This is a genomic window from Thioalkalivibrio sp. AKL6, assembly GCF_000376905.1.
GTDB classification, from domain to species: Bacteria; Pseudomonadota; Gammaproteobacteria; order Ectothiorhodospirales; family Ectothiorhodospiraceae; genus Thioalkalivibrio; species Thioalkalivibrio versutus.
This window is the reverse complement of record NZ_AQXS01000010.1, coordinates 416,831-441,905: the sequence shown is the minus strand read 5'-3', so window position 1 is coordinate 441,905 and position 25,075 is coordinate 416,831. Positions and strand designations below refer to the sequence as shown.

At 65.4% G+C, this 25,075-nt stretch carries 19 protein-coding genes and 1 tRNA gene; 16 read left to right on the top strand and 4 right to left on the bottom strand.

All coding sequences use genetic code 11. The annotated features are described in order from the left end of the window. Window positions 1-124 precede the first annotated feature (124 nt). Window positions 125-1,393: a phosphatidylserine/phosphatidylglycerophosphate/cardiolipin synthase family protein gene (locus tag D575_RS0110040; RefSeq protein ID WP_018145789.1), complete on the top strand. Its 1,269-nt coding sequence runs from the start codon at window positions 125-127 to the stop codon at window positions 1,391-1,393. A gap of 34 nt (window positions 1,394-1,427) precedes the next feature. After that, window positions 1,428-1,973: a cyclin-dependent kinase inhibitor 3 family protein gene (locus tag D575_RS0110035; RefSeq protein WP_018145788.1), complete on the top strand. Its 546-nt coding sequence runs from the start codon at window positions 1,428-1,430 to the stop codon at window positions 1,971-1,973. Between the two features lie 8 nt (window positions 1,974-1,981). Here the strand turns inward: D575_RS0110035 and D575_RS0110030 are convergent, their stop codons facing one another. Beyond that, window positions 1,982-2,605: an SPOR domain-containing protein gene (locus D575_RS0110030; protein ID WP_018145787.1), complete on the bottom strand. Its 624-nt coding sequence runs from the start codon at window positions 2,603-2,605 to the stop codon at window positions 1,982-1,984. Between the two features lie 253 nt (window positions 2,606-2,858). On the opposite strand from D575_RS0110030, the gene D575_RS0110025 reads away from it, so the two are divergent. Further along, window positions 2,859-3,527 carry a bifunctional 2-polyprenyl-6-hydroxyphenol methylase/3-demethylubiquinol 3-O-methyltransferase UbiG gene (locus D575_RS0110025; protein WP_018145786.1) on the top strand — a complete coding sequence of 223 codons (669 nt, stop codon included), beginning with the start codon at window positions 2,859-2,861 and terminating at the stop codon, window positions 3,525-3,527. Here D575_RS0110025 and ubiG read toward each other — a convergent pair. Further along, window positions 3,474-4,232 (bottom strand): bifunctional 2-polyprenyl-6-hydroxyphenol methylase/3-demethylubiquinol 3-O-methyltransferase UbiG, encoded by a 759-nt coding sequence (gene ubiG, locus D575_RS0110020; protein WP_018145785.1) that lies wholly within the window; start codon window positions 4,230-4,232, stop codon window positions 3,474-3,476. The genes D575_RS0110025 and ubiG overlap by 54 nt on opposite strands. A gap of 85 nt (window positions 4,233-4,317) precedes the next feature. Between ubiG and D575_RS0110015 the strand changes: the two genes are divergently transcribed. Beyond that, a complete protein-coding gene (locus D575_RS0110015) occupies window positions 4,318-4,989 on the top strand; it encodes a DUF429 domain-containing protein (protein WP_018145784.1) in 672 nt (223 codons plus the stop codon). Between the two features lie 13 nt (window positions 4,990-5,002). On the opposite strand, the gene D575_RS0110010 is transcribed toward D575_RS0110015, so the two are convergent. After that, window positions 5,003-5,290, bottom strand: a complete 288-nt coding sequence (locus tag D575_RS0110010; RefSeq protein WP_018145783.1) for a LexA family transcriptional regulator — start codon at window positions 5,288-5,290, stop codon at window positions 5,003-5,005. Between D575_RS0110010 and D575_RS13650 the strand changes: the two genes are divergently transcribed. Both D575_RS13650 and D575_RS0110000 read left to right on the top strand, forming a co-directional pair. Further along, the gene (locus D575_RS13650; protein WP_081612120.1) at window positions 5,189-5,554 is read left to right on the top strand and encodes a DJ-1/PfpI family protein; all 366 of its coding nucleotides are present in this window, start codon (window positions 5,189-5,191) and stop codon (window positions 5,552-5,554) included. The genes D575_RS0110010 and D575_RS13650 overlap by 102 nt on opposite strands. Window positions 5,555-5,694: 140 nt before the next feature. Next, complete coding sequence (locus tag D575_RS0110000) at window positions 5,695-6,015, top strand: hypothetical protein (RefSeq protein WP_018145781.1); 321 nt, start codon at window positions 5,695-5,697, stop codon at window positions 6,013-6,015. Between the two features lie 293 nt (window positions 6,016-6,308). On the opposite strand, the gene D575_RS0109995 is transcribed toward D575_RS0110000, so the two are convergent. Next, a complete protein-coding gene (locus D575_RS0109995; protein WP_026182112.1) occupies window positions 6,309-7,739 on the bottom strand; it encodes a phospholipase D-like domain-containing protein in 1,431 nt (476 codons plus the stop codon). A 645-nt stretch (window positions 7,740-8,384) separates the two neighbouring features. Here D575_RS0109995 and D575_RS0109990 point away from each other — a divergent pair. From D575_RS0109990 to D575_RS0109940, 10 genes are all read left to right on the top strand, one after another. Continuing rightward, window positions 8,385-9,350: a 1-phosphofructokinase family hexose kinase gene (locus D575_RS0109990; protein WP_018145779.1), complete on the top strand. Its 966-nt coding sequence runs from the start codon at window positions 8,385-8,387 to the stop codon at window positions 9,348-9,350. A gap of 331 nt (window positions 9,351-9,681) precedes the next feature. After that, a complete protein-coding gene (gene otsB, locus D575_RS0109980) occupies window positions 9,682-13,773 on the top strand; it encodes a trehalose-phosphatase (RefSeq protein WP_018145777.1) in 4,092 nt (1,363 codons plus the stop codon). Window positions 13,774-13,799: 26 nt separating this feature from the next. Further along, the gene (locus D575_RS0109975; protein WP_018145776.1) at window positions 13,800-16,460 is read left to right on the top strand and encodes an AMP-binding protein; all 2,661 of its coding nucleotides are present in this window, start codon (window positions 13,800-13,802) and stop codon (window positions 16,458-16,460) included. 393 nt (window positions 16,461-16,853) lie between these two features. Next, the gene (locus D575_RS0109970; RefSeq protein WP_018145775.1) at window positions 16,854-18,179 is read left to right on the top strand and encodes an acetyl-CoA carboxylase biotin carboxylase subunit family protein; all 1,326 of its coding nucleotides are present in this window, start codon (window positions 16,854-16,856) and stop codon (window positions 18,177-18,179) included. Between the two features lie 490 nt (window positions 18,180-18,669). Then, a complete protein-coding gene (cfa, locus tag D575_RS0109965; protein WP_018145774.1) occupies window positions 18,670-19,800 on the top strand; it encodes a cyclopropane fatty acyl phospholipid synthase in 1,131 nt (376 codons plus the stop codon). Further along, window positions 19,797-21,134, top strand: coding sequence for an FAD-binding oxidoreductase (locus tag D575_RS0109960; RefSeq protein ID WP_018145773.1), 1,338 nt, complete (start codon window positions 19,797-19,799; stop codon window positions 21,132-21,134). Before cfa ends, D575_RS0109960 begins: the two co-directional genes overlap by 4 nt. Window positions 21,135-21,351: 217 nt before the next feature. Then, window positions 21,352-21,428: transfer RNA gene (locus D575_RS0109955), tRNA-Val, on the top strand. Window positions 21,429-21,576: 148 nt separating this feature from the next. Beyond that, window positions 21,577-23,139, top strand: coding sequence for a phospholipase D family protein (locus tag D575_RS0109950; protein WP_018145772.1), 1,563 nt, complete (start codon window positions 21,577-21,579; stop codon window positions 23,137-23,139). Between the two features lie 49 nt (window positions 23,140-23,188). Next, a complete protein-coding gene (locus D575_RS0109945) occupies window positions 23,189-23,737 on the top strand; it encodes an RDD family protein (RefSeq protein WP_018145771.1) in 549 nt (182 codons plus the stop codon). A 49-nt stretch (window positions 23,738-23,786) separates the two neighbouring features. After that, complete coding sequence (locus D575_RS0109940) at window positions 23,787-24,974, top strand: NAD(P)/FAD-dependent oxidoreductase (RefSeq protein ID WP_018145770.1); 1,188 nt, start codon at window positions 23,787-23,789, stop codon at window positions 24,972-24,974. Window positions 24,975-25,075 lie beyond the last annotated feature (101 nt).

Sequence of the window (25,075 nt, the reverse complement as noted above, 5' to 3'; positions counted from 1 at the left end):
ACCCATTACGCTTGAACGCGGTGCCGGGATAACAGGCCACCTGACGAACCTTCGCCGGTTTTTGTAACCGGCTGTGTACACTGGGCCAAAATCCTCATGTATTCGCTGCGTGCCTGGAGACCCCATGCGCTACGTCCTGCTCCCGGTGGTGCTGATTGCCCTGATCTTTGCGCTGGGGAATGTGGTGCTGTTCAATGCGTTGCCGAAACCCGACCGGCTGAAAGAGCCGCTGGCGCTGGAGTACGGGACTTCGTCGGAGCAGTTCCGGCGGGACATGGGCCTGCTCCTGCAGCAGCCGATCGTGAGCGGCAACCGCATTGACCTGTTACAGGACGGCGAGGCCATCTACGCGGCCAAGATCGAGGCGATCGAAAACGCCGAGCATTCGGTCACCTTCGAGGTATACGAGTACTGGGGCGAGCAGGCGGCGATCTTCTCCGAGGTCCTGGCGCGTGCGGCGGAACGCGGGGTTCGGGTGCATGCCATGCTGGATTTCATTGGTTCGCGCGATGCTGACCCGGAGATGTTCGAACGCATGGAAGAGGCCGGGGTGGAGCTAGTGCGCTGGCGCGAGCCGTCCTGGTACCAGTTGTCGCGCTTCAATCACCGCACGCACCGCAAGCTATTGGTGGTGGACGGTCATACCGGTTTCATCGGGGGAGCCAACGTAGCGGATCCCTGGATTGACGGTGACGACCGCGATGGCTATCGCGACAACCACTTTCGCATTCAGGGCCCGGTGGTCGGCAATCTGCAGGCGGTGTTCCTGGAGACCTGGCTGGACGCCACGGGGCGGATGCCCACCGGCGCGGCGTATTTCCCCGAGCTGTCCGAAATGGGGGATCGCGACGCCCAGATGGTTAACAGTGCCCCGCGCGAGGGGCGTCACCGGGTGCGCCTGATGTTTCTGCATGCCATTGCCGCGGCGGAAGAGCACATCACGATCGGCACGGCCTATTTCTATCCCGATCCGCGGTTCCTGGAGGTGCTGGAGGAGGCGGCCGACCGGGGTGTCCGTATTCGCGTGCTGGTCCCGGGCGACAGCATGAACTTCGGTTTCTTCCGTCATGCATCGGTTAATCGCTGGCGGCCGATGCTCGAATCCGGGGTGGAACTGTACGAGTATCATCCGCGCATGTACCACTCCAAGCTGATGGCGATCGACGACCGCTGGGCCAGTATCGGCTCCGCGAATCTGCACAACCGGTCGTTTCGCCTGAACGACGAGGCCAACCTGAACATCTGGGACGAAGGCTTCGCCCGCGAGATCCGCGAACTGATCGAGGTGGACAAGGCCGATGCCGAGCGCCTGACCATCGAGGACTGGGAGAACCGGCCGCTGCGGCGCCGCCTGGCGGGGTGGATCACGCACCTGATTGGTCCCTATCTTTGATGCACCATTTCGACCCCCACGGCAGGAGCACGCCATGACATCCCCCACGGCCGGCCAGACCCCTTCGCTCGACATCGGGGTCATTCATCTGCCCGAGGGCGGGGCGATTGGCATGACTCGCTGCCCCGGCAAGCGGCCGGATGGAACGAGTTGCGCGGCGCAGGACGTGGAGGCGGATCTGGCGGCGCTGTGGGACTGGGGTGCGAACGTACTCGTGACCCTGAATCAGGGGTCCGAGCTAACTGATCTGGGTGTCCCGGGTCTCGGGAAGAGCGTTCAGGCGGCGGGGATGCGCTGGCTGCATCTTCCGATCGGCGACATGGCCGCTCCCGATCAGCCCTGGGAAGAGGGCTGGCAGGATGTCGGGCCGCAGGTCCACCAGCGGTTGCGGGCCGGCGAGCGCGTGGTGTTCCACTGCGGGGGTGGTCAGGGCCGTGCGGGCACCATTGCTGCCCTGACCCTCATCGAACGTGGGCTTGCGCCGGAGGCGGCCATCCGGGAGGTCCGGTCGGCCCGTCCCGGCGCGATCGAAAGCCCCGACCAGGAACGCTACCTGCGCAGCTTGCCGCGCACGGACTGAGGTGCGTTTCAGGAGTGGTTCAACGGCCGCGCGACGATAAAGGCATCCGCGAGCGTATCCCTTTCCTGTGCCTCGAGGGCGGCCATCGCGGCTGCGCGCGAGTCGAACAGGCCGATGCGAACCCGGTAGCGTTCGGAGGCCGGCTCGGGTCCGTCCACGACCTCCAGCCGGCTGGCAAGCCCGCGGGCCTTGAGGGTCCGGTTCAACTTCCGGGCGTTTTCCAGTTCGGTGAATACGCCGGCCTGGATGGAATACAGCTCCTCGGGTGCGGAGGCGTCTTCGCTCCGCTCATGCTGGCGTTGCGGCGTGGGCTCCGCCAGCGACGGCTCCTGGCTTTTCCCCTCAATGCGGCCGGAATGGCGAGCCGGCGAGAAGAGTGGCAATGCGGTGTCATCGCCGGCGCGGGTCGACAAGGGTGCTGGGGTATCCAGCCAAGACGCGCGGGCGCGTCCGGATTCCGGCGCCGAGCCCGTGTTCTCGGTTGCCGGCGATTCGGGCTCGGCGCCAAGCGGTCCGGGGGCCCCGATCGCGGCGCCCGAGAAGACACCCAGAATGAACAGCAGGACCGTGGCCAGCGGGGTGCCCAGCACCAGGAGGAACAGTTGGCGTCGGGTAAGGAACAGATTGATCATCTTGTGACCCTCCTTGGCAATCTTTGCCTTTTCGTCATCGAGGGGCGGGTCCTCCGTCGGGCGACGGAAAAATGACGTTTCCGCCCTCTTGTAGCGACATGCAAAGAAGATGCCAGTTATGGGTCGGGCCGGGAGGCGAGAGGTTCGTGGAAGACTGTCTGCTTGGGTGCGATGATGCGCGCAGGGCCTGGCGAGGGTTCGTACGGCCCTTGTCCCTGCCGCGCTGCCCTACCGGTCCTTGGCGAGAAGCCTGATGCGAAGTGCGATCTACGATCTCCTGATCCTGCGACTGACCGCCCGCTGGTATGCGGAGGCCCTGGAGCGGATGCCCGATGGCGCGCGAGTGCTGGATGTGGGCATCGGCACGGCGGGGGCATTGGTGGCCAATGCCGAGCGGGCGCGGCACAAGCAGTTGCACCTGACCGGGATCGATATCGATGGCGACTACGTCCGGCGGGCGCGGCGCCGGTTGCAGGAATCAACCCTGGCCGACGGCGCCGCGGTGTTTCGGGAATCCGTGTACGACCACGCGGGTGGTCCCTACGACGTGGTGTACTTTTCCGCGAGCTTCATGCTGCTGCCCGATCCGGAACAGGCCCTGCGCCACTGCAAGGGGCTGCTCGCGCCAGGCGGCCGGTTCCTGTTCACGCAGACCATCCAGCGCCACCCGGTGCGCTGGGTCGAGATCCTCAAGCCCCTGCTGCGGCGGATCACGACCATCGATTTCGGGCACGTGACCTACGAGGCGGATCTCCGCGCCCAGCTCGCGGCCGCGGATCTGGTGGTGGAGGAATGGAGCGTGCTGGCCACCCATGGGTCGCGTGCTTCCTGCCTCGTGGTGGCGTGTCCGGCGAGCGAGAGCGCCGGATCAGGCAATGGGCTTGCGCGCCAGGATCATGTAGTTGACGCTCATGGATCGTGACAGCCACATCCGGCGGTTGAGCGGATTGACCCTGACCCCCGTCTGCGTCACGGGCTCCAGGCCGTCATGTGCCAGTAGGTCCCGCGTTTCCCGGGGCGTGACGAATCGCTTCCACTGATGGGTGCCCCGGGGCAGGATGCGGAAGAGGTACTCGGCCCCGACAATGGCGACCATGAACGAGACCGGATTGCGGTTGATCGTGGCCACGAAGGTGTGGCCGCCGGGGCGGAGCATGCGATTGACGCTCCCCATGAACGCGGGCAGGTCCGCGACGTGTTCGACTACCTCCATGTTGAGGATCACATCGAAGTCTTCCCCGCGCTCCGCGAGGGCCTCCGCCGTGTTGACCTCGTACTGGATATCGAGCCCTTGCTCGTCCGCGTGATGCCGTGCCGCGGCGATGTTGCGGTCCACCACGTCGACGCCCAGCACGTCCGCACCGAGGCGTGCCATGGCCTCGCTCAACAGGCCGCCGCCGCAGCCGATGTCCAGCATGCGCAGGCCGGTCAGGGGGCGGTCGGCTTCCGGTTCCCGTCCGAGCGAGTGGCAGAGCTGATAGCGTATATAGTCGCTACGCAGGCGGTTCAGCACGTGCAGTGGCCAGAGCCTGCCATCCGGTTGCCACCACATGTCGGCGAGGGCGCGATAGCGGTCCACCTCGTTCGGATCGACGGTTCGGTCGCGTTCCACATCCGGAGAATTCATAGGCGGCGCGGCTCACGATGGTTGTGAAGGTTACTTTCGGACCACGCGATCCCGTTTTTGATCGCACCCGGCCAGGATCGATGCGATGGTGGCCCTTCGTCAGAAGCGGGCCGAGGTAGATCGAATGGGGCAGACGATCATCGGGGTGGACCTGTCCGGTCCCGGGAGTGCCGCGCATACCTCCGTCGCCGTGTTCCGTGAACAGGGTGGGGCGCTCGATCTGTTGGAGCTGGTGGCGGGGGCCAACGACCAGGCGATCCTCGACCGTGTACCCGCGGGCGCGATTGTGGGGCTGGATGCGCCCTTGTCGTATTCGCCCATCGGAGGCAGCCGCACATCCGACCAGTCCCTGCGACGCGTGGCGGTCGAACACGGATTGCCGGCCGGAACCGTCATGGCACCTTCCGCACCGCGCATGGCCTACCTGACGCTGCGGGGCGTGGCGGTCAGCCGCATGCTCCGCAGCGAGCGCCCGGACGCCCGGGTGGTGGAGGTACACCCCACGGTGGCCATGGCCCTGAGAGGCGCCACGATTGCGACCTTGAAGGCCATGAAGCGCACGTCGGAGGCGCGACGGGAGCTGCTGGCCTGGCTGGAGCGGAAGGGCCTCAGTGGGGTGCGCGATCTCGATCGGGCCAGCGACCATTCGGTGGCGGCTTGTGCCGCGGGTCTGGCGGCCTGGCAGTGGAGCCAGGGCAAACCCGCCTGGATCTACCCGGCCGAGCCGCCGCAGCATCCTTTCGACTTCGCCTGCTGACGGGCTGCTTCGATCAGAGGTAACGGCGCATCTGCCCGACCAGTACGCCCTGGATGCGGAGCCGGTCCGGGGCGACGAAGTGGGGCGCATAGGTCCGAGTCTCCGCGTGCAGCAGGACGACATTCGGGGTCTGCTCGATACGCTTGAGGGTGGCTTCTTCGCCATTGATCAGGGCCACGAGGATCTCGCCGTTGCGGGCATGGTCGCGCGATTCGATCACCACCCAGTCGGGGTCGATGCGAACGACCTTGATGCGCTGATCATCCCGGGCGGCATGGCACCCGACAAGATGCGGAGGCATCGGGCAATGGTCGATCTGGTGTGCGCCGTGCACCCGCGTGGCGGGCTGGTGGCCTGGATCTGTCACGGTGGCTGGATGGCCGTATCGGCCAACATACTGGCCGGGCGGCGGGTGACCTCGTTCCATTCGATCCGTGACGATATGGTCAACGCAGGGGCCGACTGGTTCGACGAGGAAGTCGTGCAGGATGGCAACCTGATCAGTAGCCGCACGCCGGATGACTTGCCTGCATTTTGTCGGGTGTTGCTCGAAAAACTGGGCTGATTCCCCCGCACATACAGCAGAGGGCTTTAGTTCGAGCCAGCAGGCCCTAGTCCCGGACCAATGCTTCCGCTAACGGATGTATTGGGGCGTGTTCAGGGCGCAGCTTTATATGCTGCGGATCCTTGGTTCGCAGCGGACCCATGCAATTCACGAAGAACAAGGATACGGACGAGATGAGTGATCGCGAACAATACGTCGAGAAGATGAAAGCAAAAATTGACGAGTGGAACCACGACCTGGGAAAGCTGGAGGCGAAGGCCAAGCAGGCGGATGCGGATCTGCGCGCCAAGTACGAAGAGCAAATCCAGGAACTGCGTAAACGGCGCGACGAGGCCGAGGAACGGCTACGCCAGGTGCGCGAGGCGAGCGAGGATTCGTGGAAGGAGTTGCGGGAAGGAATGGAGTCCGCCTGGGATGACATGGCAAAGGCACTTCGGAACGCTTCGGATCGCTTCCGGTAAGAACGAGGCCTGGCGAAATGGAAACGGTCGCGCGAGCCGCGTCGCCGCCCCGATCGCCTTTTCTTGCTCCCCGGCCCAGTGCCTGGCACTGCCAGAGGCATGGCCGCGAGTCCGTCCCGGGGGGCGGTGCGTCCCCGGTGGAGGGAGGTCGCTTCGGTGGGTTCAGCCCAGCGTGGTGTGGCCCGCGCCTGCTGGTTCGCGAATAACCGCCATACTCGTTGGCGACCGCCCTCGGCGTGGTGTTTCCGAGTGTGGAACGGGTCCGCACCGCAGTAAGCGGTGTCTGGTGCGGATCAGAAAGAAGACAGCCCGGTTGCCTCCATCATCCGGTAGCGCCAGTAGCGCAGCCGGGAGTCGTCGGCATATTCCTGGTAGGGGAGGCTGTGAACCCGGTCCGGCTCGTTGTGCCAGCGGGTATCGAAGAATTGGGCGGCATCGGCGATAACCGGAGTCCCGGCCTCGGCCTGAATCTGCACGTTGGTCTCCAGGTTGAAATTGTCCAGGTTGCGCCGGGTGAAGTTCGCGGAGCCCGCAAGCAGCGTGGCATCTCCATCGCGAGGACGATGCAGGAGCATCTTCGCGTGGCACTGCTCGCCCTGGGTATTGCACCAGCGCACCGAGACGCCCCCGGCGTTCAGTTCCAGCGCCACTTGCCGGTTGGGTAGTCCCTGCTTTTTCCGGCCGAATGCATCACGGTTCGGATCGAGAAGCACCCGCAGGTCGACGCCGCGCTGCTGCGCGGCCAGAAGGGCCTTCACGATGGCCCGGTGCGAGAGGTAAAACATCCACAGGTCCAGCTGGTCCCCGGGATCCGCGGCGTCAATCATCTCCAGGGCGGCGTCGCGGATCCGTGACTCGGTCAGGACTCGGATCCGGACGGGCGAATCGACGGCTCCGTTCGCTTCCACGCGATCCGGAAGGGCCGTTCGGGTTCCATTCGAGAACTCTGCGACCGCGCGCTCGGTGTGCAGCAGGTCGATGGCCGCGGCGCCCCGGAAACGCACGGCGATGTTGTCGTGCCGGCTGCTGGCGTCATGCGGATTCCCCGAGGTCACCAGTCCGGTCCAGCCGTCCGGCCCATCCGTGACCAGCGTCTTGCGGTGGTTCGCCTTGAAGTTTAGAAGCGCAAGGTACGTGCGCAGGGTGACGGGTGTATCGCCCACCGGGTTCGGGAGCCAACCACCATGCGAACTGTTGCCGAACCACTGACAACAGATGCGCCAGGCGGCCGACCACAGGGGGTTGGGATCGCGCAGGGCCCGCAGATCCGTCTCGATCACGGAGATGCCATGCGCCTCCAGCCGGGAGAACAGGGGCTGCTTGATGCCGCCGTAGAGGGTGTTGAAGGGATCGGTGATCAGCAGCGCCTCGACCCCGGGTCGTTGTGCGTGCCACTCCGCCAGTCCGAGGACGAACTCGCTTGAGAGTGGACGATGCGCAGCCTCGGACGTCGCCGCAAACTGGTTCACCAGAAAGAAATCCGCGACAACCAGCGACTGCGCCTGTCCGATCATCTCCAGGGCGGCATCGAATATCTCCTGCTCTGTGTGCTGATTGCCCTGCGTGTCCGTCCACGTGGCATCCGCGAGGAACTCGACCCCCTCGGCGGGATGGTAGGGCGTGACGACATCGAGCCCTTCGGGAAGCGGCTTGTACAGGTGGTAGGCGCCGGTCGAGAGGTAGACAGCCAGCAACCCAAGCAGGAACCAGCGCCCGCGCCTCATGGGCAGCCCGAAGCGCAGGCCAGGGACGAACGCGGCGGCGTTCCGGTCCTGGCACCATCCCCGATCAGGCCGTGATCCTCGATCGGCACATAGCCGTCCCGAGGTGGCGGGGGCATCTCAGAGACGTTCAATGGGACCCCTCCGATGGTGGGCTACACTGATGTCAGGGAACCCGCCCGGCTGCGGTGGCGGGTGGCCCCGAAAGTCAACGGTTTGCCCGGGCGGTGAGACCGCGTCGCCCGGCTACATCGGGGTCCGAGCAGAGACTGGCGTTTTATGCCGAAGTCTGTCAATGCGCACGCCGTTGCCTGGATGCCAGTGCCGGACAAGTGGTCTCGGGATCCCGGCTTCGGCGCGAGCATCGCCGCGAACGACGTGATGCTGGAAAGGCCTGGGATGTCAGTGTGAAGAATGGACTGGGCGGTCAGGTCCCGCGCGACTCCCGGAAATTCGCCCCGCCTCGGTCAGGGCAGGGGATCGACACAGCTCGGTGAGCCGGACAGCTTCATGGGCGTTGACAGCCGTGAAGCGGATGGTCGCGCAGGCCGAATGCAAAGAGGAACTCGCAGCCGATGAGTGGGGCGCCACGCCGAGACCCGGATGCGGTACTCGTGAACATCCGCACGCAAGGACCGGAGGAAATGCATGCAACCGATCGTCACGCTCACCATGAATCCCGCACTTGACGTCAGCACGTCGGTGGACGAGGTGGTCAGCAAACACAAGCTGCGCTGCTCGGGCGGCCGTTTCGATCCCGGTGGCGGTGGCGTCAATGTCGCCCGCGTGATCGAGCGTCTGGGAGGCGAGGCGACGGCGCTCTACGCCGTGGGCGGCCCGATGGGCGACGTGTACCGCGGGTTGCTGGAAGCCGAGTTGGATGGGGCACAGCCGATCGAAATCGAGGGCAGCACCCGCCAGAGCTTTAACGTGACCGAGGACTCGACCGGAAAGGAATATCGCTTTGTTCTGGAGGGTCCGGAGTGGCAGGAGAAGGAGTGGCGCGGGGCGCTGGACCGTGTGGAGGAGGCGCTTTCGGACGGTGGCTATCTGGTGGTGAGCGGCAGCCTGCCGGAAGGGGTCCCGGACGATTTCACGGCCCGGGTGGCACGGCTGGCAAAGCAGGCAGGGACCCGCTGTGTTGTCGATGCTTCCGGCGCCTCCCTGGAGGCTGCGCTGGATGAAGGGGTCTTCCTGGTCAAGCCCAACAAACAGGAATTGCGCCAGCTAACCGGGGCCGATCTGGATTCGCGGGAAGAGCAGGAGGCCGCGCTGCAGAAGATCCTCGACGCCGGCGGCTCGGAGATCGTCGCGCTGAGCCTTGGCGGCGAAGGGGCGCTGTTTGCCTCGTCCGAGGGTGTCTTCCATGTTCCCTCGCCAGAGGTTGAAGCCCGCAGCGCGGTGGGTGCGGGTGACAGCTTTGTGGCCGCCCTTGTGCTCAGACTGGCGGCTGAAGAGTCACTCGGGGATGCAGCCCGGTATGCCGTCGCCGCGGGTGCCGCCGCGCTGTTGAGCGAAGGAACCGTGATGTGCCGTGCAGAGGATGTCGAACGGTTGTTTCGGGAGACTGGTGGTGAAGACAACGATCGGTCCGGCCCGGACGATCGCCCATAACCGGTGGAAGTCCGCATGAAAGACGGCCTGGAACCAGCCGATGTTCGTTGAAACACCCGCGCCTTGGGGCGACCCAGGCCCGGGGCGTGTGCCCTGATCTCCGGGCCGGGGATGATGATCAGCCGCTTGGCGAACTCGATTGGCTAATCACTCTGAAAAACCCCGTTGAGCACGACAGTCGGGGCGCTCATTATCTGCGCGAGGGTGATATCCGTGCCGCGTGGCGGCGGCAGGGTTTCATCGAAGATCAGGGTTTCTTGGCGAAATCTGTCCATGCGTATGATGAGAGTGGGGGTTGCCTGCAGGCGCCGCCATTCGGCCGAGGGATTTCATGCAGCGGGAGGCCCGCATGAAGGATCAGGCGGAACGAGGGGCAAACACCAGGGCCGTGCTGTTCGATATGGACGGGGTGGTGACGGATACGGCACGCGCCCACGCCGCGGCCTGGAAGCACCTGTTCGACGAGTTCCTCGAGGCGCGCGCCGAGCGTTTCGGAGAGACGTTCGAGCCCTTCGACGCCGATGCGGAGTATCGCCGGTATGTGGACGGGCGCCCTCGTGCCGAGGGCATCCGCACGTTTCTTGACGCGCGCGGCATCGAACTGCCGGCCGGCAGCGACGAGGACGGCCCGCAGGCGGAGACGGTCGCGGGCCTGGGCCGGCGCAAGAACCGGTATTTCCATGCCTGGCTGGAGGCGAACCGGGTGCAGCCGCTCCCGGGCACCCTGCGACTGCTTGATGTACTGCGCCGCGGTGGCATCCCGGCCGCGGTGTTCTCTTCCAGTCGCAATGCGGAGGCCGTCCTGCGCAGCGCCGGCTTGCTCGACGCCTTCGACGTACGGGTGGATGGCAACGAGCTGGCGCGGCTGGATATCCCCGGCAAGCCGGATCCGGCGATGCTGCTGGAGGCGGCGCGGCGACTGGGCGTAGCGCCGCAGGAATGCGCGGTCCTCGAGGATGCGGGCAGTGGTGTCGAGGCGGCGGTGCGCGGCCGCTTTCGGCCCGTGATCGGCATGGCCGGTCCCGACCGTGCCGATGCCTTGCTCGAGCTCGGCGCCGACCTGGTGGTCCGCGATGCCGCCGAGCTTCGCTACAGTCGTGCCGCCGGACTGACCCGGCGCACGCTCGTCGATCTGCCCCGTGCCCGGGATCGCGAAAGCGAGATGTTCGCTCGCCTGCAGGCCGCGCGTCCGGTGGTGTTTCTGGATTACGACGGCACCCTGACGCCGATCATCGAGGATCATACGCAGGCATGGCTGGCCGCCGACATGCGCGCGACGGTGGCGGCGCTGGCCCGGCACTGCAGCGTGGTCATTGTGAGCGGTCGCGATCTGACGAAGCTGCGGGAGCTGGTCGCGCTCGACTCCGTGTGGCTCGCGGGCAGCCACGGCTTCGAGATCGCCGGTCCGAAGGACGATGGCCGAAGTCTGGAGATGGGCGGTGAGTTCCTCCCCAAACTGGATGCGACGGAACAGGAACTAACGCAGCGGCTGGCCGGGATTGAGGGCCACATGGTGGAGCGCAAGCGCTTCTCCATTGCCGTGCATTACCGGCGTGTTGGCGCTGCGGAGGTGGATCGGGTTGGCTCGATCGTCCGCGAGGTGCTGGAGGCACACCCGAAACTGCGTCTCGGCCACGGCAAGAAGGTGCTGGATATCGGTCCGGGCATCCACTGGAACAAGGGCGAAGCCGTGCGCTGGATTCTCGGCGAGGTGGACGGCCCGGGCGAGAACCTCGTGCCGGTGTATGTCGGCGACGACCTGACCGACGAGGACGCCTTCCGCGCGCTTGCGGGGGAGGGTATCTGCGTCGCGGTGCGACATGACGAAACCCGGGCGACCGCTGCCGACTGCGTGGTGGATGACGTCCTCGGCGTGAAACGTCTGCTCCAGTCCCTGACCGGGATCCTGACGGCGCGCGTCTCCGATGCCGCGGCGGCGGATACACGGGACAAGGGAGGCTGGGTGTTGCGCTACTCCGGCTACCGTCCCTGGCAGGAGCGTCTGCGCGAGGCGCTGTGCACGCTGGGCAACGGGTATTTCGCGATGCGGGGTGCCGCGCCGGACGCGTGGGCGGATGACGTGCATTACCCGGGCACCTATCTCGCCGGCGGCTACAACCGCCTGATCAGTGAGGTGGCCGGTAGGAAGGTCGAGAACGAGGACCTAGTCAACCTACCCAACGCCTTGCCGCTGACCTTCCGCGTGGATGACGGCGACTGGTTCCGGCTTGACGACACGGAGATCCTGTCGTTTGCACAGGAACTCGATGTTGACCGCGGCCTGTTGCTGCGCAGCCTGCGTTTCCGCGATCCGGCGGGCCGTACCACGCAGTGGCGCGAGCTTCGGTTGGTCAGCATGGATAACCCGCACCTCGCGGCCCTGTGCGTGGAGCTGACCGCGGAGGACTGGTCGGGACGGGTCACCCTGCATTCCGCGCTCGACGGCGGGGTGGTCAATGATGGCGTGGCGCGCTACCGGGGGCTCGAGAACCGCCATCTCGAGATTCTCGAGGCGGACCACCGGGGCGACGACACCCTGTTTCTTCGGGCCCGGACCAACCAGTCCCGGCTCGACATTGCGCAGGCCGCCCGCACCCGTGTGTACCACGAAGGCGTGGAGGCCGGGGCCGAGCGCCAAACGCTGCGGGAGGCGCAGGGCGTGGCGCAGGAGATCATCCTCGATCTGCCGGAACGCGCGAACCTCCGGATTGAGAAGGTCCTCGCGCTGTACTCGTCGCGTGATGCCGCGATCACCGAACCCGGCATAGAGGCCCTCCGAACCCTCGGCCGTGCCGGTGACTTCGACGCCCTTCGCGCCCGCCACGAGATGGCCTGGTGCCACCTGTGGGGGGAATGCGACATTGCGCTCGAGGATGACGCGGCGCCGGATACCGAACTCAAGCTGCGGATGCACATCTTTCACCTGCTGCAGACCACCTCGAAGCACTCGGTCGATCTCGATACCGGCATCCCCGCGCGGGGCTGGCACGGCGAGGCCTACCGCGGACATGTCTTCTGGGACGAGTTGTTCATCTTCCCCTTCCTGAACCTGCGTATTCCGATGCTGACCCGGGCGCTGCTCCGCTACCGCTATCGCCGCCTCGGGGAGGCCCGGCAGGCGGCGCTTGAGGCCGGCTATCGGGGCGCGATGTATCCCTGGCAGAGCGGCAGCGACGGACGCGAGGAGACGCAGCGACTGCATTTGAACCCGACTTCGGGGCGGTGGCTCCCGGATACCTCCCACCGGCAGCGGCACATCAACTCCGCGATCGCCTACAACCTGTGGCAGTACTTCCAGGCCACCGGTGACCAGGAGTTCATGAACTTCTACGGGGCGGAGATGCTGTTGGAGATCGCCCGGTTCTGGGCCGGTGCATCGGTCTACAACCCGAACCTGGACCGCTACGAGATCAAGGGCGTGATGGGGCCGGACGAGTATCACACCGCGTATCCGGACGCCGACCCCGAGGCCCAGGGCGGGGTGGACAACAATGCCTACACCAACGTGATGGCGGCCTGGGTACTGACCCGCGCGCGGGACGTCATCGACCTGCTTCCGGAGATCCGCTGGCGGGAGCTGCGGGAAGGTGTCGGCCTGGACGACGCGGAACTCGATCTCTGGGACGAGATCAGCCGCAAGCTGCGCGTGCCGATGGACGCGGACGGGATCATCTGTCAGTTCGAGGGCTATGAACAGCTCGCAGAGTTCGACTGGCAGGAGTACCGGGAACGCTACGGTGATATCCAGCGCCTGGACCGGATCCTGGAGGCCGAGGGCGATTCGTCAAATCGCTACAAGGTCTCAAAGCAGGCCGACGTCCTGATGATGTTCTATCTGTTCTCGGCGGAGGAGCTGGCGATGCTGTTCGAACAGCTCGGCTATCCGTTCGATCCGTCGATGATCCCGCGCAACGTCGATTACTACCTGGCCCGCACCTCGCACGGCTCGACCCTGAGCCACGTGCCGCATTCCTGGGTGATGGCGCGGTCTGACCGCTCCCATTCCTGGGATCTCTTTCAGCGCGTCCTGGACAGCGACCTAGAGGACATCCAGGGCGGTACGACGCCCGAGGGCATCCATGTCGGCGCGATGGCCGGGAGCGTCGATCTGGTTCAGCGTTGCTACCTGGGGATCGACATGCGGGGTAACGTGCTCCACTTCGATCCGGTGTTCCCCCCGGAACTGCACTGCGTGAAGGTGCGATTGCATTACCGCAACCAAACGCTGGAGGTGGAGGCCACCCGCGAGTTGCTGGAGATCCGCAGCGGTGCCTATACCACCCACTCGATCATGGTGGCTTACCGCGGTCATTACCGGGAGTTGGCGCCCGGCGACGACTGCCGCTTCCGGCTGCTGAAGCCGGAGGAACGCGTGCGCGACGAGAATCGCACCGGCGGGGTCGAGCCCGACGCGGCACATTGATCCGTGTTTCCCTGGAGGTTTCCGACATGAATGCCCAGACCGTCGACGAACTCTTCGCCTCGCAGTCGCCGGAGGAGGGGCAGGTGGCGGTGGTCGCCATGACCCGCGATGGCCTCGAAACCACTTCGCGGGCGGATCTGCTCGAGCGAGCCGGGCGTCTGGCGGCCGGACTCCGGGAGGCCGGCCTGGAACGCGGAGACCGGGTGGGGCTGTTCGCCCCGAACAGCCCGGAGTGGGTCATCGCCGCGCTGGGGGTGATGAACGCGGGGGGCACTGTGGTTCCCCTGGACACGCAGATGCCCTCCGAGGATCTGCAGCACGCCCTGTCCGATTCGCGGCCGCGCTTCATCTTCACTACCTCGAGGCTGGAACAGCGCCTCCCGGCTGATTTGGGTGAGGGGCGCACCTGCCTCTTTGATGCCGAGCCGGAGGCTTCCAAGGCGTGGGAGGGGCTTCTGAAGCAGGATGCGGCATCGTCGGTTGCGCGACACGACGATGTCGCGGCGGTTTTCTACACCTCCGGTACCACCGGACCGCCGAAGGGCGTGCCGCTGACCCACCGGAACCTGACGAGCAATGTCGAGGCGCTGTGTGCGGAGGAAATCGCGGACCATCGCGACCGGGTCCTGGTCCCTCTGCCGTTCCATCATGTCTATCCGTTCACCGTCGGCATCCTGGTCCCCCTGACCCTCGGGGCGCCCATCATCGTGCCGTTCTCCCTGGTAGGGCCGCAGATCGTGCGCGGCCTGCGCGGCGGCGAGGCAACGGTGATGCTGGGGGTGCCGCGCCTCTACGAGGCCGTGTGGAAGGCCCTGGAGGACCGGGTTGCGGGGCGTGGGCGGATCGCGGCGCTGTTGTTCCGGCAGATGCTGCGGCTGTCGAAACTGGCGCGCCAGCGATTTGGACTGCGCCTGGGCCAGAGGCTGTTCAAGGGCCTGCACCAGCGGCTCGCCCCGCGCCTGCGCCTGGTAGTCGCCGGGGGTGCCGCGCTCGACCCCAACCTCGGGCGCGATCTGCAGGCGTTGGGCTGGGAGTTGGGTACCGGCTACGGTCTCAGCGAGACCGCGCCGATTCTCACGTACAACCCCCCGGACCGGTTGCGACTGGAGGCTGCGGGGCTGCCCTTGCCGGGCGTCGAGCTGGCCATCGACGACACTGATTCCCGCGACGGCCGCGGCGAGGTGATGGCACGCGGCCCGAACATCTTTGCCGGCTACCTGAATCTTCCGGACAAGACCGAGGAGGTCCTCGACGAGGACGGCTGGTTCCGCACTGGGGACACGGGCGAGATCGACGACGATGGCTACCTGCACCTGCACGGTCGCGAGTCCTCGATGATCCTGCTCTCCGGGGGCGAGAACGTCGACCCGGAACGGGTAGAGGGCGCCCTGCAAGGCATTGACGCGATCCGCGAGGCCGGCGTGCTGGCGCATGACGATCGCCTGGCGGCGGTCGTGGTTCCGGAGTCGCGGCTGTTGCGCGAGGTCACCGGCGAGGACCTGGAGAAACGGGTGAAGGATGCGGTCAAGCGCGCGGCAGAGGAACTGCCGAGTCATCACCGCCCGGGCGTGGTGCGCATTGCGCTCGATCCCCTTCCGCGTACGCGCCTGGGCAAGCTGCGCCGGCACAAGCTCGAAGAGCTCTTCGAGGAATTGGGCAAGGAAGATGCCGTTTCCGAGGCGCGACCAAAGCCGGTCTCTCCGGAGTCGATGGCCCCCGAGGACCAGCAGCTGCTCTCGGACCCGGGCGCCGAACGTACCTGGAACTACCTCGCCGAGCGCTTTCATGATATCCGCGTTACGCCCGACAGTAGCCTCGCCGAGGAGCTCGGGATCGATTCGCTCAGCTGGGTCGACCTCACGCTTGCGCTGCAGGATCGCGCCGGGATCGACCTGGATGATTCGGCGATCGAACGCGTCGAGACGGTCCGGGATCTGCTGCAGGAGGCGGCCGGGGCCTCCGAAGCCAAGGAGGGTCGGGGCGAACTGAAGGCGCAGCTCGTAGATCCGGAAGCGCTGCTCGTCGAAGACCAGAAAAAGGACCTGGAGCCCCCCGGCGCGGCCCGCCGTGTGATCGGCGGCCTGCTGCTGGTTTTGGCGCGGCTGCTCTCGCGGTTGCTGATGCGCGTGGAGGTCCAGGGCAGTCTTCCAGCCGACGGTCCTTACCTGCTCGCCCCCCGCCATCTGAGTTTCGTGGACCCCCTGGCGCTACTGCCCGCCCTGAGCAGGCAGGATCTCGAGTCGCTGTACTGGGCCGGTCTGGAGGACTACTTCTTCTCCAACCGGGTATATGGAGCCCTCAGCCGCACCGCGCGCGTCTTGCCGGTCGACCCCGGGTCCGCGCCGCGCCGGAGCCTCGCTCTGGCCGCGGCGAGCGTGAAGCGGGGCAACAGCCTGATCTGGTTTCCGGAAGGCCAGCGCTCCCTGGACGGCACGCTCCAGAGACTGCGGCCCGGTATCGGGCTCGTCCTCGCGGCACAGCCCGTACCGGTGGTGCCCGTGTGGATCGAGGGCACGCGCGAGGTGCTGCCGCCGGGCAAGCATTTCCCGCGTTTCGGCGGAAGGGTGCGCGTGGTCATTGGGGAGCCGGTCCTTCCCGCGCATTACGGCACCGACGAGCGAGAGATTGTCCGCACCCTGCAGTCCGCGCTGGAGGAACTGGGCGCTGCGGCAGAACCCGGCAGGTGACCACTACGTTGACCGATAGGGTGGACGATCTCCCGTAACCGGTGGACGTCAGCATGAAAGACGGCCTGGAAAGAGGCGATCCTCGTTGAAACCCTGAGCCGTGGGGCGAACCAGGCCCTGTGTGTCCTGATCTCCGGGCCCAGGATGATGATCAGCCGCTTCGCGCACTCGATTGACGGATCACGCTGACAAACTCCTCTCGCCACGACAGTCGGGCCGGTCATCGGGGCGGCCCCCGAGCTTGCTATCTGGTAGGCAGCATCTAATCTCGGAGTAATGCCCTCATGTGACAGGGCGAGCGTTTTGGCCAGCCCGGCTCTGTACTTCCTGCACTTGGTCTGGTGCAGGCCAAGGCGATTGTGTTCTGTACCACTTCGCCGTGGAGGATTTTAAATGGCCAAGAATATTTTCATCGTCGGGGCCGACCCGTTTAACATGAAGAAGATCAGGGCGGTCGACATCGGCATCGACTACAGACTCCATGAGCTATTGAGTTTTGATGAAGTAAAAGCCAAAGGGTTTTATCCTGTCGAAGAATGCCTTGGCAAGGCACGAGAACGTCTACAGGAGTTCGACGGTTCGATCGACGGAATTCTCGGTTATTGGGATTTTCCAGTGACCACGATGGTGGCGATCCTCTGCCGCGAATATGGACTTTCCTCGCCCTCGCTCGAGAGTGTCCTCCGCTGCGAGCACAAATACTGGAGTCGGCTGGAACAGCACAAAGTAATCCCGGGCATGGTCCCGCGATTCGATGTCCTGGATCCGTTCGATGATGCCGCCATCGACGCTATGGACGTTCCCTTTCCCTTCTGGATCAAGCCAGTTAAGGGGATGGACTCGCTTCTTGCATTCAGGGTGGGCAACCGGCGCCAGCTGAGCCATGCCATTGGCCAGTTCCGCGCGCGCATCGATCGGATCGCCGGACCCTTCGACCAGATCCTTTCGTATGCAGATCTCCCAGAGGAGATTGCCGCCATCGGCGGCCGGAACTGTATCGTTGAACAGGCTGTTGGCGGGCGCCAGTGCACGATAGAGGGTTACGTGTTTGCCGGCAAGCCGCAGCATTACGGGATCATCGATTCGATCAATTATCCCAACCGTTCGTCGTTTCTTCGCTATCAATACCCGTCTAGCCTTCCGAAGCGGGTGAAGAACAGGATCAGTGAGGCAACCAACAAAGTATTGCTACACTTTGGCTACGACAGTGCGACCTACAACGTGGAATTTTTTTACCGGCCAAAGACCGAGGAGCTCACGTTGCTGGAAGTCAATCCTCGATTGTCACAATCACATAGCGATATGTTCGAAAAAGTGGATGGGGCTTCCAATTTCCAGATCATGCTTGAACTGGCATTGGGAAGGGCACCGGATTTACCGTTACGACGCGGCCGTTATGGGTGTGCCGCGAAGTTTCACGTGCGCGTGTTCGAGGATGGCATCGCCACGCATGTTCCCAGCGCCGGCGATATCGAGCGTATCCAAGAGGAATTTCCGGATACCCTGATCGAGCTCAAGGTCGAGCAGGGGACGCGGCTCTCGAGCCTGCTGGAGCAGGACAGCTACAGCTACGATATCGCTCATGTCCATACGGGCGCAGAGGATCGCAAGGCATTGCTGGAAAAATACAACCGTATTCTGCAGGCCCTGCACTTCGAGTTCGGTTCTGTTCCAGAGATATCAGGCGAGGCCCCGGAGGTGCAGAATGCTGTGTCCTGAGATGCGGCCTTCGCTACGGGATTGGAATCCGAAATGGCCCCGGGGTGTGCGAGGGTGCGCGACCGGGGTTTCCGCTTTGCACGGGATACGGCTTGCGCGCATGGTCTGAAGGGCGATCATGTTCCAAAAAGCAGTGTTCGGTCGTCCCGGGGCATATGAGCGGATCAATCAGTCGCGTGTGCGGACCTGCCGGAGGCGGTCTGATGAGGTAGCCCGGCACCGGTGGGCTGCTTGCCGACGTAGCGGCGCAGCCCTGGCCTGGCCGTACATCTTCTGGGTACGGGCTGTGATGTGGGTTGGCTTATCCCGTCGCAGGTCTTTTTGGTGGCGGATCGTTCATGCACAACGGCGGAAGTCGGGTGAACGAGGGGGCCGGATCCGGAGGAGAACGGACCATTGCGAACTTGGGTCTAGCTCATAACTATGCCTACAGTGGAGGGATTTATCGCGGCTGGAAACCGGCCGTCCGATTCTTGCAAGGAGCACGAGCATGTCAGCAAGCCAACAAGTCAGGGAACTGCTGCGCAGCGCTGACGTCGAGGTCGGCGGCGAGCGGCCCTGGGATGTTCAGGTCCACGACGAGCGGCTGTATCAGCGGATTCTGGCCGAGGGGTCGCTCGGGACCGGCGAGGCCTACATGGACGGCTGGTGGGACGTCGAGCGGCTGGACGAGTTGTTCTTCCGGATCCTCCGGGCGCGCCTGGAGCGCAAGGTGCGCAGCCCCGCGGTGCTCGGCCGGGTGCTGCTGAGCTGGCTCGCCAATGAGCAGAGTCGAGGGCGCTCGCGGCGGGTCGCGGAGCAGCACTACGACCTCTCGAACCGGCTCTACGAGGCCATGCTCGGGCCGACCATGCAATACACCTGCGCCTATTACGGCCCCGACGGGGCTGACGCGACCCTGGACGAAGCCCAGCGCGCGAAGCTGGACCTGATCGCGCGCAAGCTGCACCTGGAGCCGGGTATGCGCGTGCTCGAACTGGGCGGCGGGTTCGGCGAGCTGGCCCGGTTTCTGGCCGCCGAGCACGGCTGCGAGGTGGACAGCTACAACATCAGCAGCCAGCAGGTGGAGTACGCGAGAGGACTCTGCGAGGGCCTGCCGGTCGATGTCCGGAAGCAGGACTACCGCGAGGCCGCCAACGAATCCCGGCAATACGATCGTGTCGTGAGCATCGGTCTGATGGAGCACGTCGGCCCGAAGAACTTTCGCGCCTTCTTCGAATTGGCCCGGGCCCGCCTGAAGCCCGCTGGCCTGATGCTGCTGCACACCATCGGGGGCAACGTCAGCTGCGTTCGTACCGACCGCTGGATCGCCAAATACATCTTTCCCGGCGGCGTGATCCCGTCCGAGGCGCAGCTCACCCGGGCCAAGGAGGGTTTGTTCGTGCTCGAGGACTGGCACAACTTCGGTCCGGACTACGACCGCACCCTGATGGCCTGGGACGACAATTTCGTCGCCGCCTGGCCGGAGCTGAAACAAAGCGAAGGGCTGGACGAGCGCTTCTACCGGATGTGGCGCTATTACCTGCTCAGCTGTGCCGGCGCGTTCCGGGCGCGCCATCTGAATCTCTGGCAGCTCGTGCTCAGCCACGGGGATCTGCCGCGTTACGAGCCGGTCCGATGAGCAGCGCCGCCTGGGCCGCCCACCGCAATCGTGTGGAGGCGATGGCCGCGGCGCTGGCCGGGTCGGACGGACCGGTGCGCCTGAGAAAGTCCACCAGCAACCTGTTCAGGCCGCGCCAGGAGGCCCGCCGGACCGAGATCGACGTGGCTTCGCTCAACCACGTGATCGAGATCGACGCCGAGGCCGGCGTTGCCGAGGTGGAGGGCATGACGACCTATGCCGACGTGGTCGACGCAACCCTGCCGCACGGTCTGGCACCGGCCATCGTGCCGGAACTCAGGAGCATCACGGTCGGCGGCGCGACCTCCGGGATCGGCATCGAGTCGGGCGCGTTCCGCTACGGCCTGGTGCACGACACGGTGGACGAGCTCGACGTCATGGTCGCCGACGGCCGCGTGTTGACCTGCTCGCGCGAGCAGCGCCCGGAACTGTTCTACGGCTTTCCGAACTCCTACGGCAGCCTCGGTTACGCCACGCGGGTCCGGCTGCGGCTGATCCGGGTGCAGCCTTATATCCGGCTGGCGCACACCCGCTTCCACGATCCCGAGGAACTGTTCGCGGCGATCGCCGAGGAATGCGCGCACCCGACCTGCGCGTTTCTCGATGGCGTGTACTTCGCCCCCGGCGATTTCGTGCTGACCCGCGCGCATTGCGTGGAATCGCCGCCGGCGGACACCGAGGCCAGCGACTACACCTGGATGCGACAGTACTGGCAGAGCCTGCGCGAACGGCGCGAGGATTATCTGAGCATCCACGACTACCTCTGGCGCTGGGACACCGACTGGTTCTGGTGCAGCAGGAATGTCGGCGCCCACCTCAAGCCGGTGCGGCTGCTTCTGGGGCGCAAGCGCCTGTCGAGCGTGACCTACCAGAAGATCATGCGCGCCAGCCGCCGCTGGCCGCTGAGCCTGCTCCACGCCGTGCGCCCGCGCAGCGAGGCGGTGATCCAGGACGTCGACATCCCGATCGCCAGCGCCGCGGCGTTTCTGGCCGATTTCGAGGCCGAAATCGGTATCCGCCCGGTGTGGATCTGCCCGTTTGTCGTACCCGAGGCCGGGTTCTCGTTGTTCCAGCTGCGTACCGATACCGCGTACATCAACTTCGGCTTCTGGGACATGGTCCGCTCCAGCGAGCCCGACGGTTATTACAACGCTCGGGTCGAGGCACTGGTTGCGAAACACGGCGGCAAGAAAAGCCTGTACTCGCGCAGCACCTACGACGAAGCCACCTTCTGGCAGAACTACGACCGCCCGGCCTACGAGGCCCTCAAGCGCGAATGCGATCCCGAAGGGCGCTTTCCGGGACTCTATGAAAAGGCGGTGCAACGGGGCTGAGGCCGGTTGGGTCTCGAGGCCGGAACCGCTCGTCCACACCCTGGTGCGTCGCGCGCCGGGAAACCGCGGCGACCGGCAAGAGCGCGATCGACGGTCAATGCAGCGTTGCGCGTCCAGGGTGCCGTGGGCCGACCCCGTTAACGCGGCACGCAAAATGAGTTAACGGATGCTTTGACAGGGGGCGGGGAGTCGGTAGAATACGCGGCTCGAAGACGACAGGCGCGTAGCTCAGCTGGTTAGAGCACTACCTTGACATGGTAGGGGTCGTTGGTTCGAGTCCAATCGCGCCTACCAATTTGTTGAAAAAAGCGAGTCAGGGTCCGCCCGGCTCGCTTTTTTTATGCCTGGGCGGTCGGTATCGACAGGGCGCGTACGCGGCGTCAGGCTGGCACCGGGCGTGCTATTCGATAAAGGGGGCATCGCGTCGGGCGATTGCTTGTGCATGCGTGATTCGTATCGGTTTTCCTGGCTTCTGGGAGTGCTGTTTCTGGCACTCGCGGCGGGTTGTGCGCCGTTGCAGCCGGCGCCGGAACGCGGATGGCAAGCGCTGGAGCCCCCCGCCTCAGAAGGACCGCTGGCGGAGTGGCTGGAAGGATTCGCGCCGGCCCGTGATCACGGCAAGACGGGATTCCGGCTGCTGGACGAGGGGGCCGAGGCCTTCCGCTGGCGGGTGATGAGCGTGCGCATGGCGCGCGAACGAATCCAGGTGCAGGCCTATATCTGGCGCGACGATGCTGCCGGACGGGTGTTGATGGGCGAATTGCTCGGGGCGGCCGATCGTGGCGTTCGGGTCTCGTTGCTCCTGGATGACGTCGACGCGCGCGGGCGTGACGCGACGCTGGCCGCGATTGCGCAGCATCCGAATGTTGAGGTTCGGATCTTCAATCCGTTTCGTACGCGCGAGGGCCTGCTGCGGGCCAGTGCCGAGTTCTTTTTTCGCGGTAGCGACCTGAACCATCGGATGCACAACAAGGCCTGGGTGGTGGACGGGCGCCTGGCGATTACGGGCGGGCGTAATGTCGGGGACGAGTACTTCGAGGTGAGCCCCGATTACAATTTTGCGGATCTGGATCTGGTGGTGGTGGGGCCGCTGGTCCGGGAGATCGACCGGTCGTTCGTGGAATTCTGGAACAGTCCGGGCGCGATCGGGGTCGAGCGCGTTGCGCGAAAGGACGGTTCGCCGGAGCGCCTGGCAATGCAGCAGGGGTCCTTGCGGGCCTGGCTGGCGCAGAATCACACCCATCCCCTGATGCAGATGGAACCCCTGAATGGGCAACCGGTGCCGCAGCCGATTGCCGATCCGGCGGCATATGTGTGGACGACGCAAGCCGAGTTCGTGGTCGATGACGAGGCCAAGGCGCGTGCACGAGGCGATGGCTCGCGCGTTGCGGACGCCCTGGGTGAGCGGCTGCTGGGGGTGGAGCAGGAACTGCTGATCGTCTCGCCGTATTTTGTTCCGGGGCGTGACGGGACCGCCCAGCTGTCGCGGATGAGCGAGTCGGGGGTGCGTGTACAGGTGCTGACGAACTCGCTGGCGGCCAACGATGTGGCCTTTACCCATGCCGGCTATGCGCGACGGCGACATGCGTTGCTGGATGCACGCGTCGAGCTGTTCGAGCTGCGTCCGACCGGGCCGCCGCGCTGGGCGCGCCTGGAGCGCGATCGCGGCATCGAGGCCTCCCAGGCCAGCCTGCATTCCAAGCTGCTGGTTTTCGACCGCGAGGAGGCCTTTGTCGGCTCGTTCAACCTGGACCCGCGCTCGGCGCATACCAACAGCGAGTCCGGAGTGTTCCTGTCCGAGCCGGTTTTGGTGGAGCAGCTGGCCGCGCTGCATCAACGGGGGATTCGACCGCAGGTGGCCTACCGGGTGGAGCGGGATGCATCCGGTGGTCTGGTATGGCGGGACGGTTCCGGAAATGCCTACCGTCAGGAGCCCAAGGCGGGTCTGTGGCGTCGGTTTGTGTCCGGGATGACCCGGATCCTTCCCGTCGAGCCGTTATTGTAGGCGGACCGCCCCGGCGAGACCGCACAACATAAAGGGAGAGCGAGACATCATGGATTGTGGACAGTGTGGCAAGCAGAACCCGCCAGAGGCGCGGTTTTGTATTCAGTGTGGTGCGCCACTGGCGGCCGGAGTCGGTAGTGACGACGGCCCGCCCGAGGCGCGCGCGGCCTACGGTGGCTTCTGGGTGCGCGTGGGGGCCTATCTGCTGGATGCGGTGATTATCGGGGTCCCGCAGATCGTGGCGCAGGCGCTGATCAGCCCGGAGACCCTGGCCGCGCGCGGGCCGGATGACCCTGTGCCGCCGGGGGAGGCGGCCTGGTTTCTGGTGAATGTCGTGGTGGCCTGGTTGTACTGGGCCGGCATGCACAGCTCCCAATACCAGGCGACGCTGGGCAAGATGGTGTTCGGGCTGCGGGTGGTGGACTTCCAGGGCGAGCGGATCTCGTTCCTGCGTGCGACCGGGCGGCATTTCGCGACCATCCTGTCCGGGCTGATCCTGATGATCGGCTACATCATGGTGGCCTTTACCAAGCGTCGGCAGGCCTTGCATGACCTGATCGCGCAGACCCTGGTGGTGCGCAAGGAGTGGGTGCGCTGATTGTGCCGGGGACGACGCCCGACTCCCGGTTCGAGCCGCAGCGCGCGCCATGAGTGAGGCGGCGAAGCATTTCGATGTGGTCGTGATCGGGGGCGGGGCAGCCGGGCTGATGTGTGCCCTGACGGCGGGCGACCGCGGGCGCCGGGTGCTGGTACTGGACCACGCCAACCGGGTCGGGAAGAAGATCCTGATGTCGGGCGGCGGCCGCTGCAACTTCACCAACATGTACTGCGAGCCGGAGAATTTCATCTCCGCGAACCCGCATTTCGTGAAGTCCGCGCTCAGCCGCTACAGCCAGTGGGACTTTATCGGCCTGGTGGAAAAGCACGGCATTCCGTACCACGAGAAGAAGCTGGGCCAGCTATTCTGCGACCATTCGTCGAAGGACATCGTGCAGATGCTGCTGGACGAGTGCGCGGCGGCCGGTGTCACGGTGCGCACCGACACGCCGGTGACGGATGTGGAAACGGGCACGCCGCACCGCCTGAAGGCCGGTGCGGAGGCCATTGCCTGCGAGTCGCTGGTGATCGCCACGGGCGGCTATTCCATCCCGCGCATGGGGGCCACCGGATTCGGGCTGGACCTTGCGCGTTCGCTGGGGCTGCCGGTGCAGCCAACCCGTCCGGCCCTGGTGCCGTTCACCCTGAGCGGGCGGCCCCTGGAGGAGCTGGAGGGGCTTTCGGGTGTGGCGCTGGATACGGTGACGACGGCCGGGGGCATGGGGTTTCGGGAGAATCTGCTGTTTACGCATCGGGGGCTGAGCGGGCCGGCGGTGTTGCAGGCGTCGTCCTACTGGGAGGAGGGGCAAGCGGTGGCGATCGACCTGTTCCCGGGCATGGATCTGGCGGCGCATTTGCGCGAACTGCGCGAACAGCGACCGAAGCTGGAGCTCAAGAGTGTGTTGGGCGAGCAGCTGACGCGCCGGGTTGCGCAGCGCTGGTGCGAGCTGTGGGTGGAGAACCGGGCGCTGGAGCACTTGAGCAACGCGGATATCGAGCAGGTAGTGGCCGCTTGTCAGCCATGGACGGTGTGGCCCGCAGGGACCGAGGGTTATCGTACGGCGGAGGTCACCCTGGGCGGGGTGGATACCGCTGCGCTGTCATCCAAGACGATGGAGTGCCGGACGATCCCGGGCCTTTACTTCATTGGCGAGGTGGTGGATGTAACCGGGCACCTGGGTGGCCACAACTTCCAGTGGGCTTGGGCCTCCGGACACGCCGCGGGCGAGTACGCCTGAGCGGTTTTCGTGCGCCGTGCACACGGCCTTTCGTGCTGTTCCGGAAACTGTGGTGGGGTTTTCCCTGTCGGGTTGGAAGAACCCGCGGAGGGTGACTACTC

Bases quoted from the DNA above. Each gene is read 5' to 3' on its own strand.
- D575_RS0109945 (WP_018145771.1), top strand. From the start codon at position 23,189: ATGGATTGTGGACAGTGTGGCAAGCAGAACCCGCCAGAGGCGCGGTTT.
- D575_RS0110035 (WP_018145788.1), top strand. From the start codon at position 1,428: ATGACATCCCCCACGGCCGGCCAGACCCCTTCGCTCGACATCGGGGTC.
- ubiG (WP_018145785.1), bottom strand. From the start codon at position 4,232: ATGAATTCTCCGGATGTGGAACGCGACCGAACCGTCGATCCGAACGAG.
- D575_RS0109990 (WP_018145779.1), top strand. From the start codon at position 8,385: ATGCAACCGATCGTCACGCTCACCATGAATCCCGCACTTGACGTCAGC.
- D575_RS0110025 (WP_018145786.1), top strand. From the start codon at position 2,859: ATGCGAAGTGCGATCTACGATCTCCTGATCCTGCGACTGACCGCCCGC.
- D575_RS0109970 (WP_018145775.1), top strand. From the start codon at position 16,854: ATGGCCAAGAATATTTTCATCGTCGGGGCCGACCCGTTTAACATGAAG.
- D575_RS0110030 (WP_018145787.1), bottom strand. From the start codon at position 2,605: ATGATCAATCTGTTCCTTACCCGACGCCAACTGTTCCTCCTGGTGCTG.
- D575_RS0109950 (WP_018145772.1), top strand. From the start codon at position 21,577: ATGCGTGATTCGTATCGGTTTTCCTGGCTTCTGGGAGTGCTGTTTCTG.
- otsB (WP_018145777.1), top strand. From the start codon at position 9,682: ATGCAGCGGGAGGCCCGCATGAAGGATCAGGCGGAACGAGGGGCAAAC.
- D575_RS0110010 (WP_018145783.1), bottom strand. From the start codon at position 5,290: ATGCCTCCGCATCTTGTCGGGTGCCATGCCGCCCGGGATGATCAGCGC.
- D575_RS0110015 (WP_018145784.1), top strand. From the start codon at position 4,318: ATGGTGGCCCTTCGTCAGAAGCGGGCCGAGGTAGATCGAATGGGGCAG.
- D575_RS0109940 (WP_018145770.1), top strand. From the start codon at position 23,787: ATGAGTGAGGCGGCGAAGCATTTCGATGTGGTCGTGATCGGGGGCGGG.
- D575_RS0109995 (WP_026182112.1), bottom strand. From the start codon at position 7,739: ATGAGGCGCGGGCGCTGGTTCCTGCTTGGGTTGCTGGCTGTCTACCTC.
- D575_RS0110000 (WP_018145781.1), top strand. From the start codon at position 5,695: ATGCAATTCACGAAGAACAAGGATACGGACGAGATGAGTGATCGCGAA.
- D575_RS0109975 (WP_018145776.1), top strand. From the start codon at position 13,800: ATGAATGCCCAGACCGTCGACGAACTCTTCGCCTCGCAGTCGCCGGAG.
- cfa (WP_018145774.1), top strand. From the start codon at position 18,670: ATGTCAGCAAGCCAACAAGTCAGGGAACTGCTGCGCAGCGCTGACGTC.
- D575_RS0109960 (WP_018145773.1), top strand. From the start codon at position 19,797: ATGAGCAGCGCCGCCTGGGCCGCCCACCGCAATCGTGTGGAGGCGATG.
- D575_RS13650 (WP_081612120.1), top strand. From the start codon at position 5,189: ATGGTCGCGCGATTCGATCACCACCCAGTCGGGGTCGATGCGAACGAC.
- D575_RS0110040 (WP_018145789.1), top strand. From the start codon at position 125: ATGCGCTACGTCCTGCTCCCGGTGGTGCTGATTGCCCTGATCTTTGCG.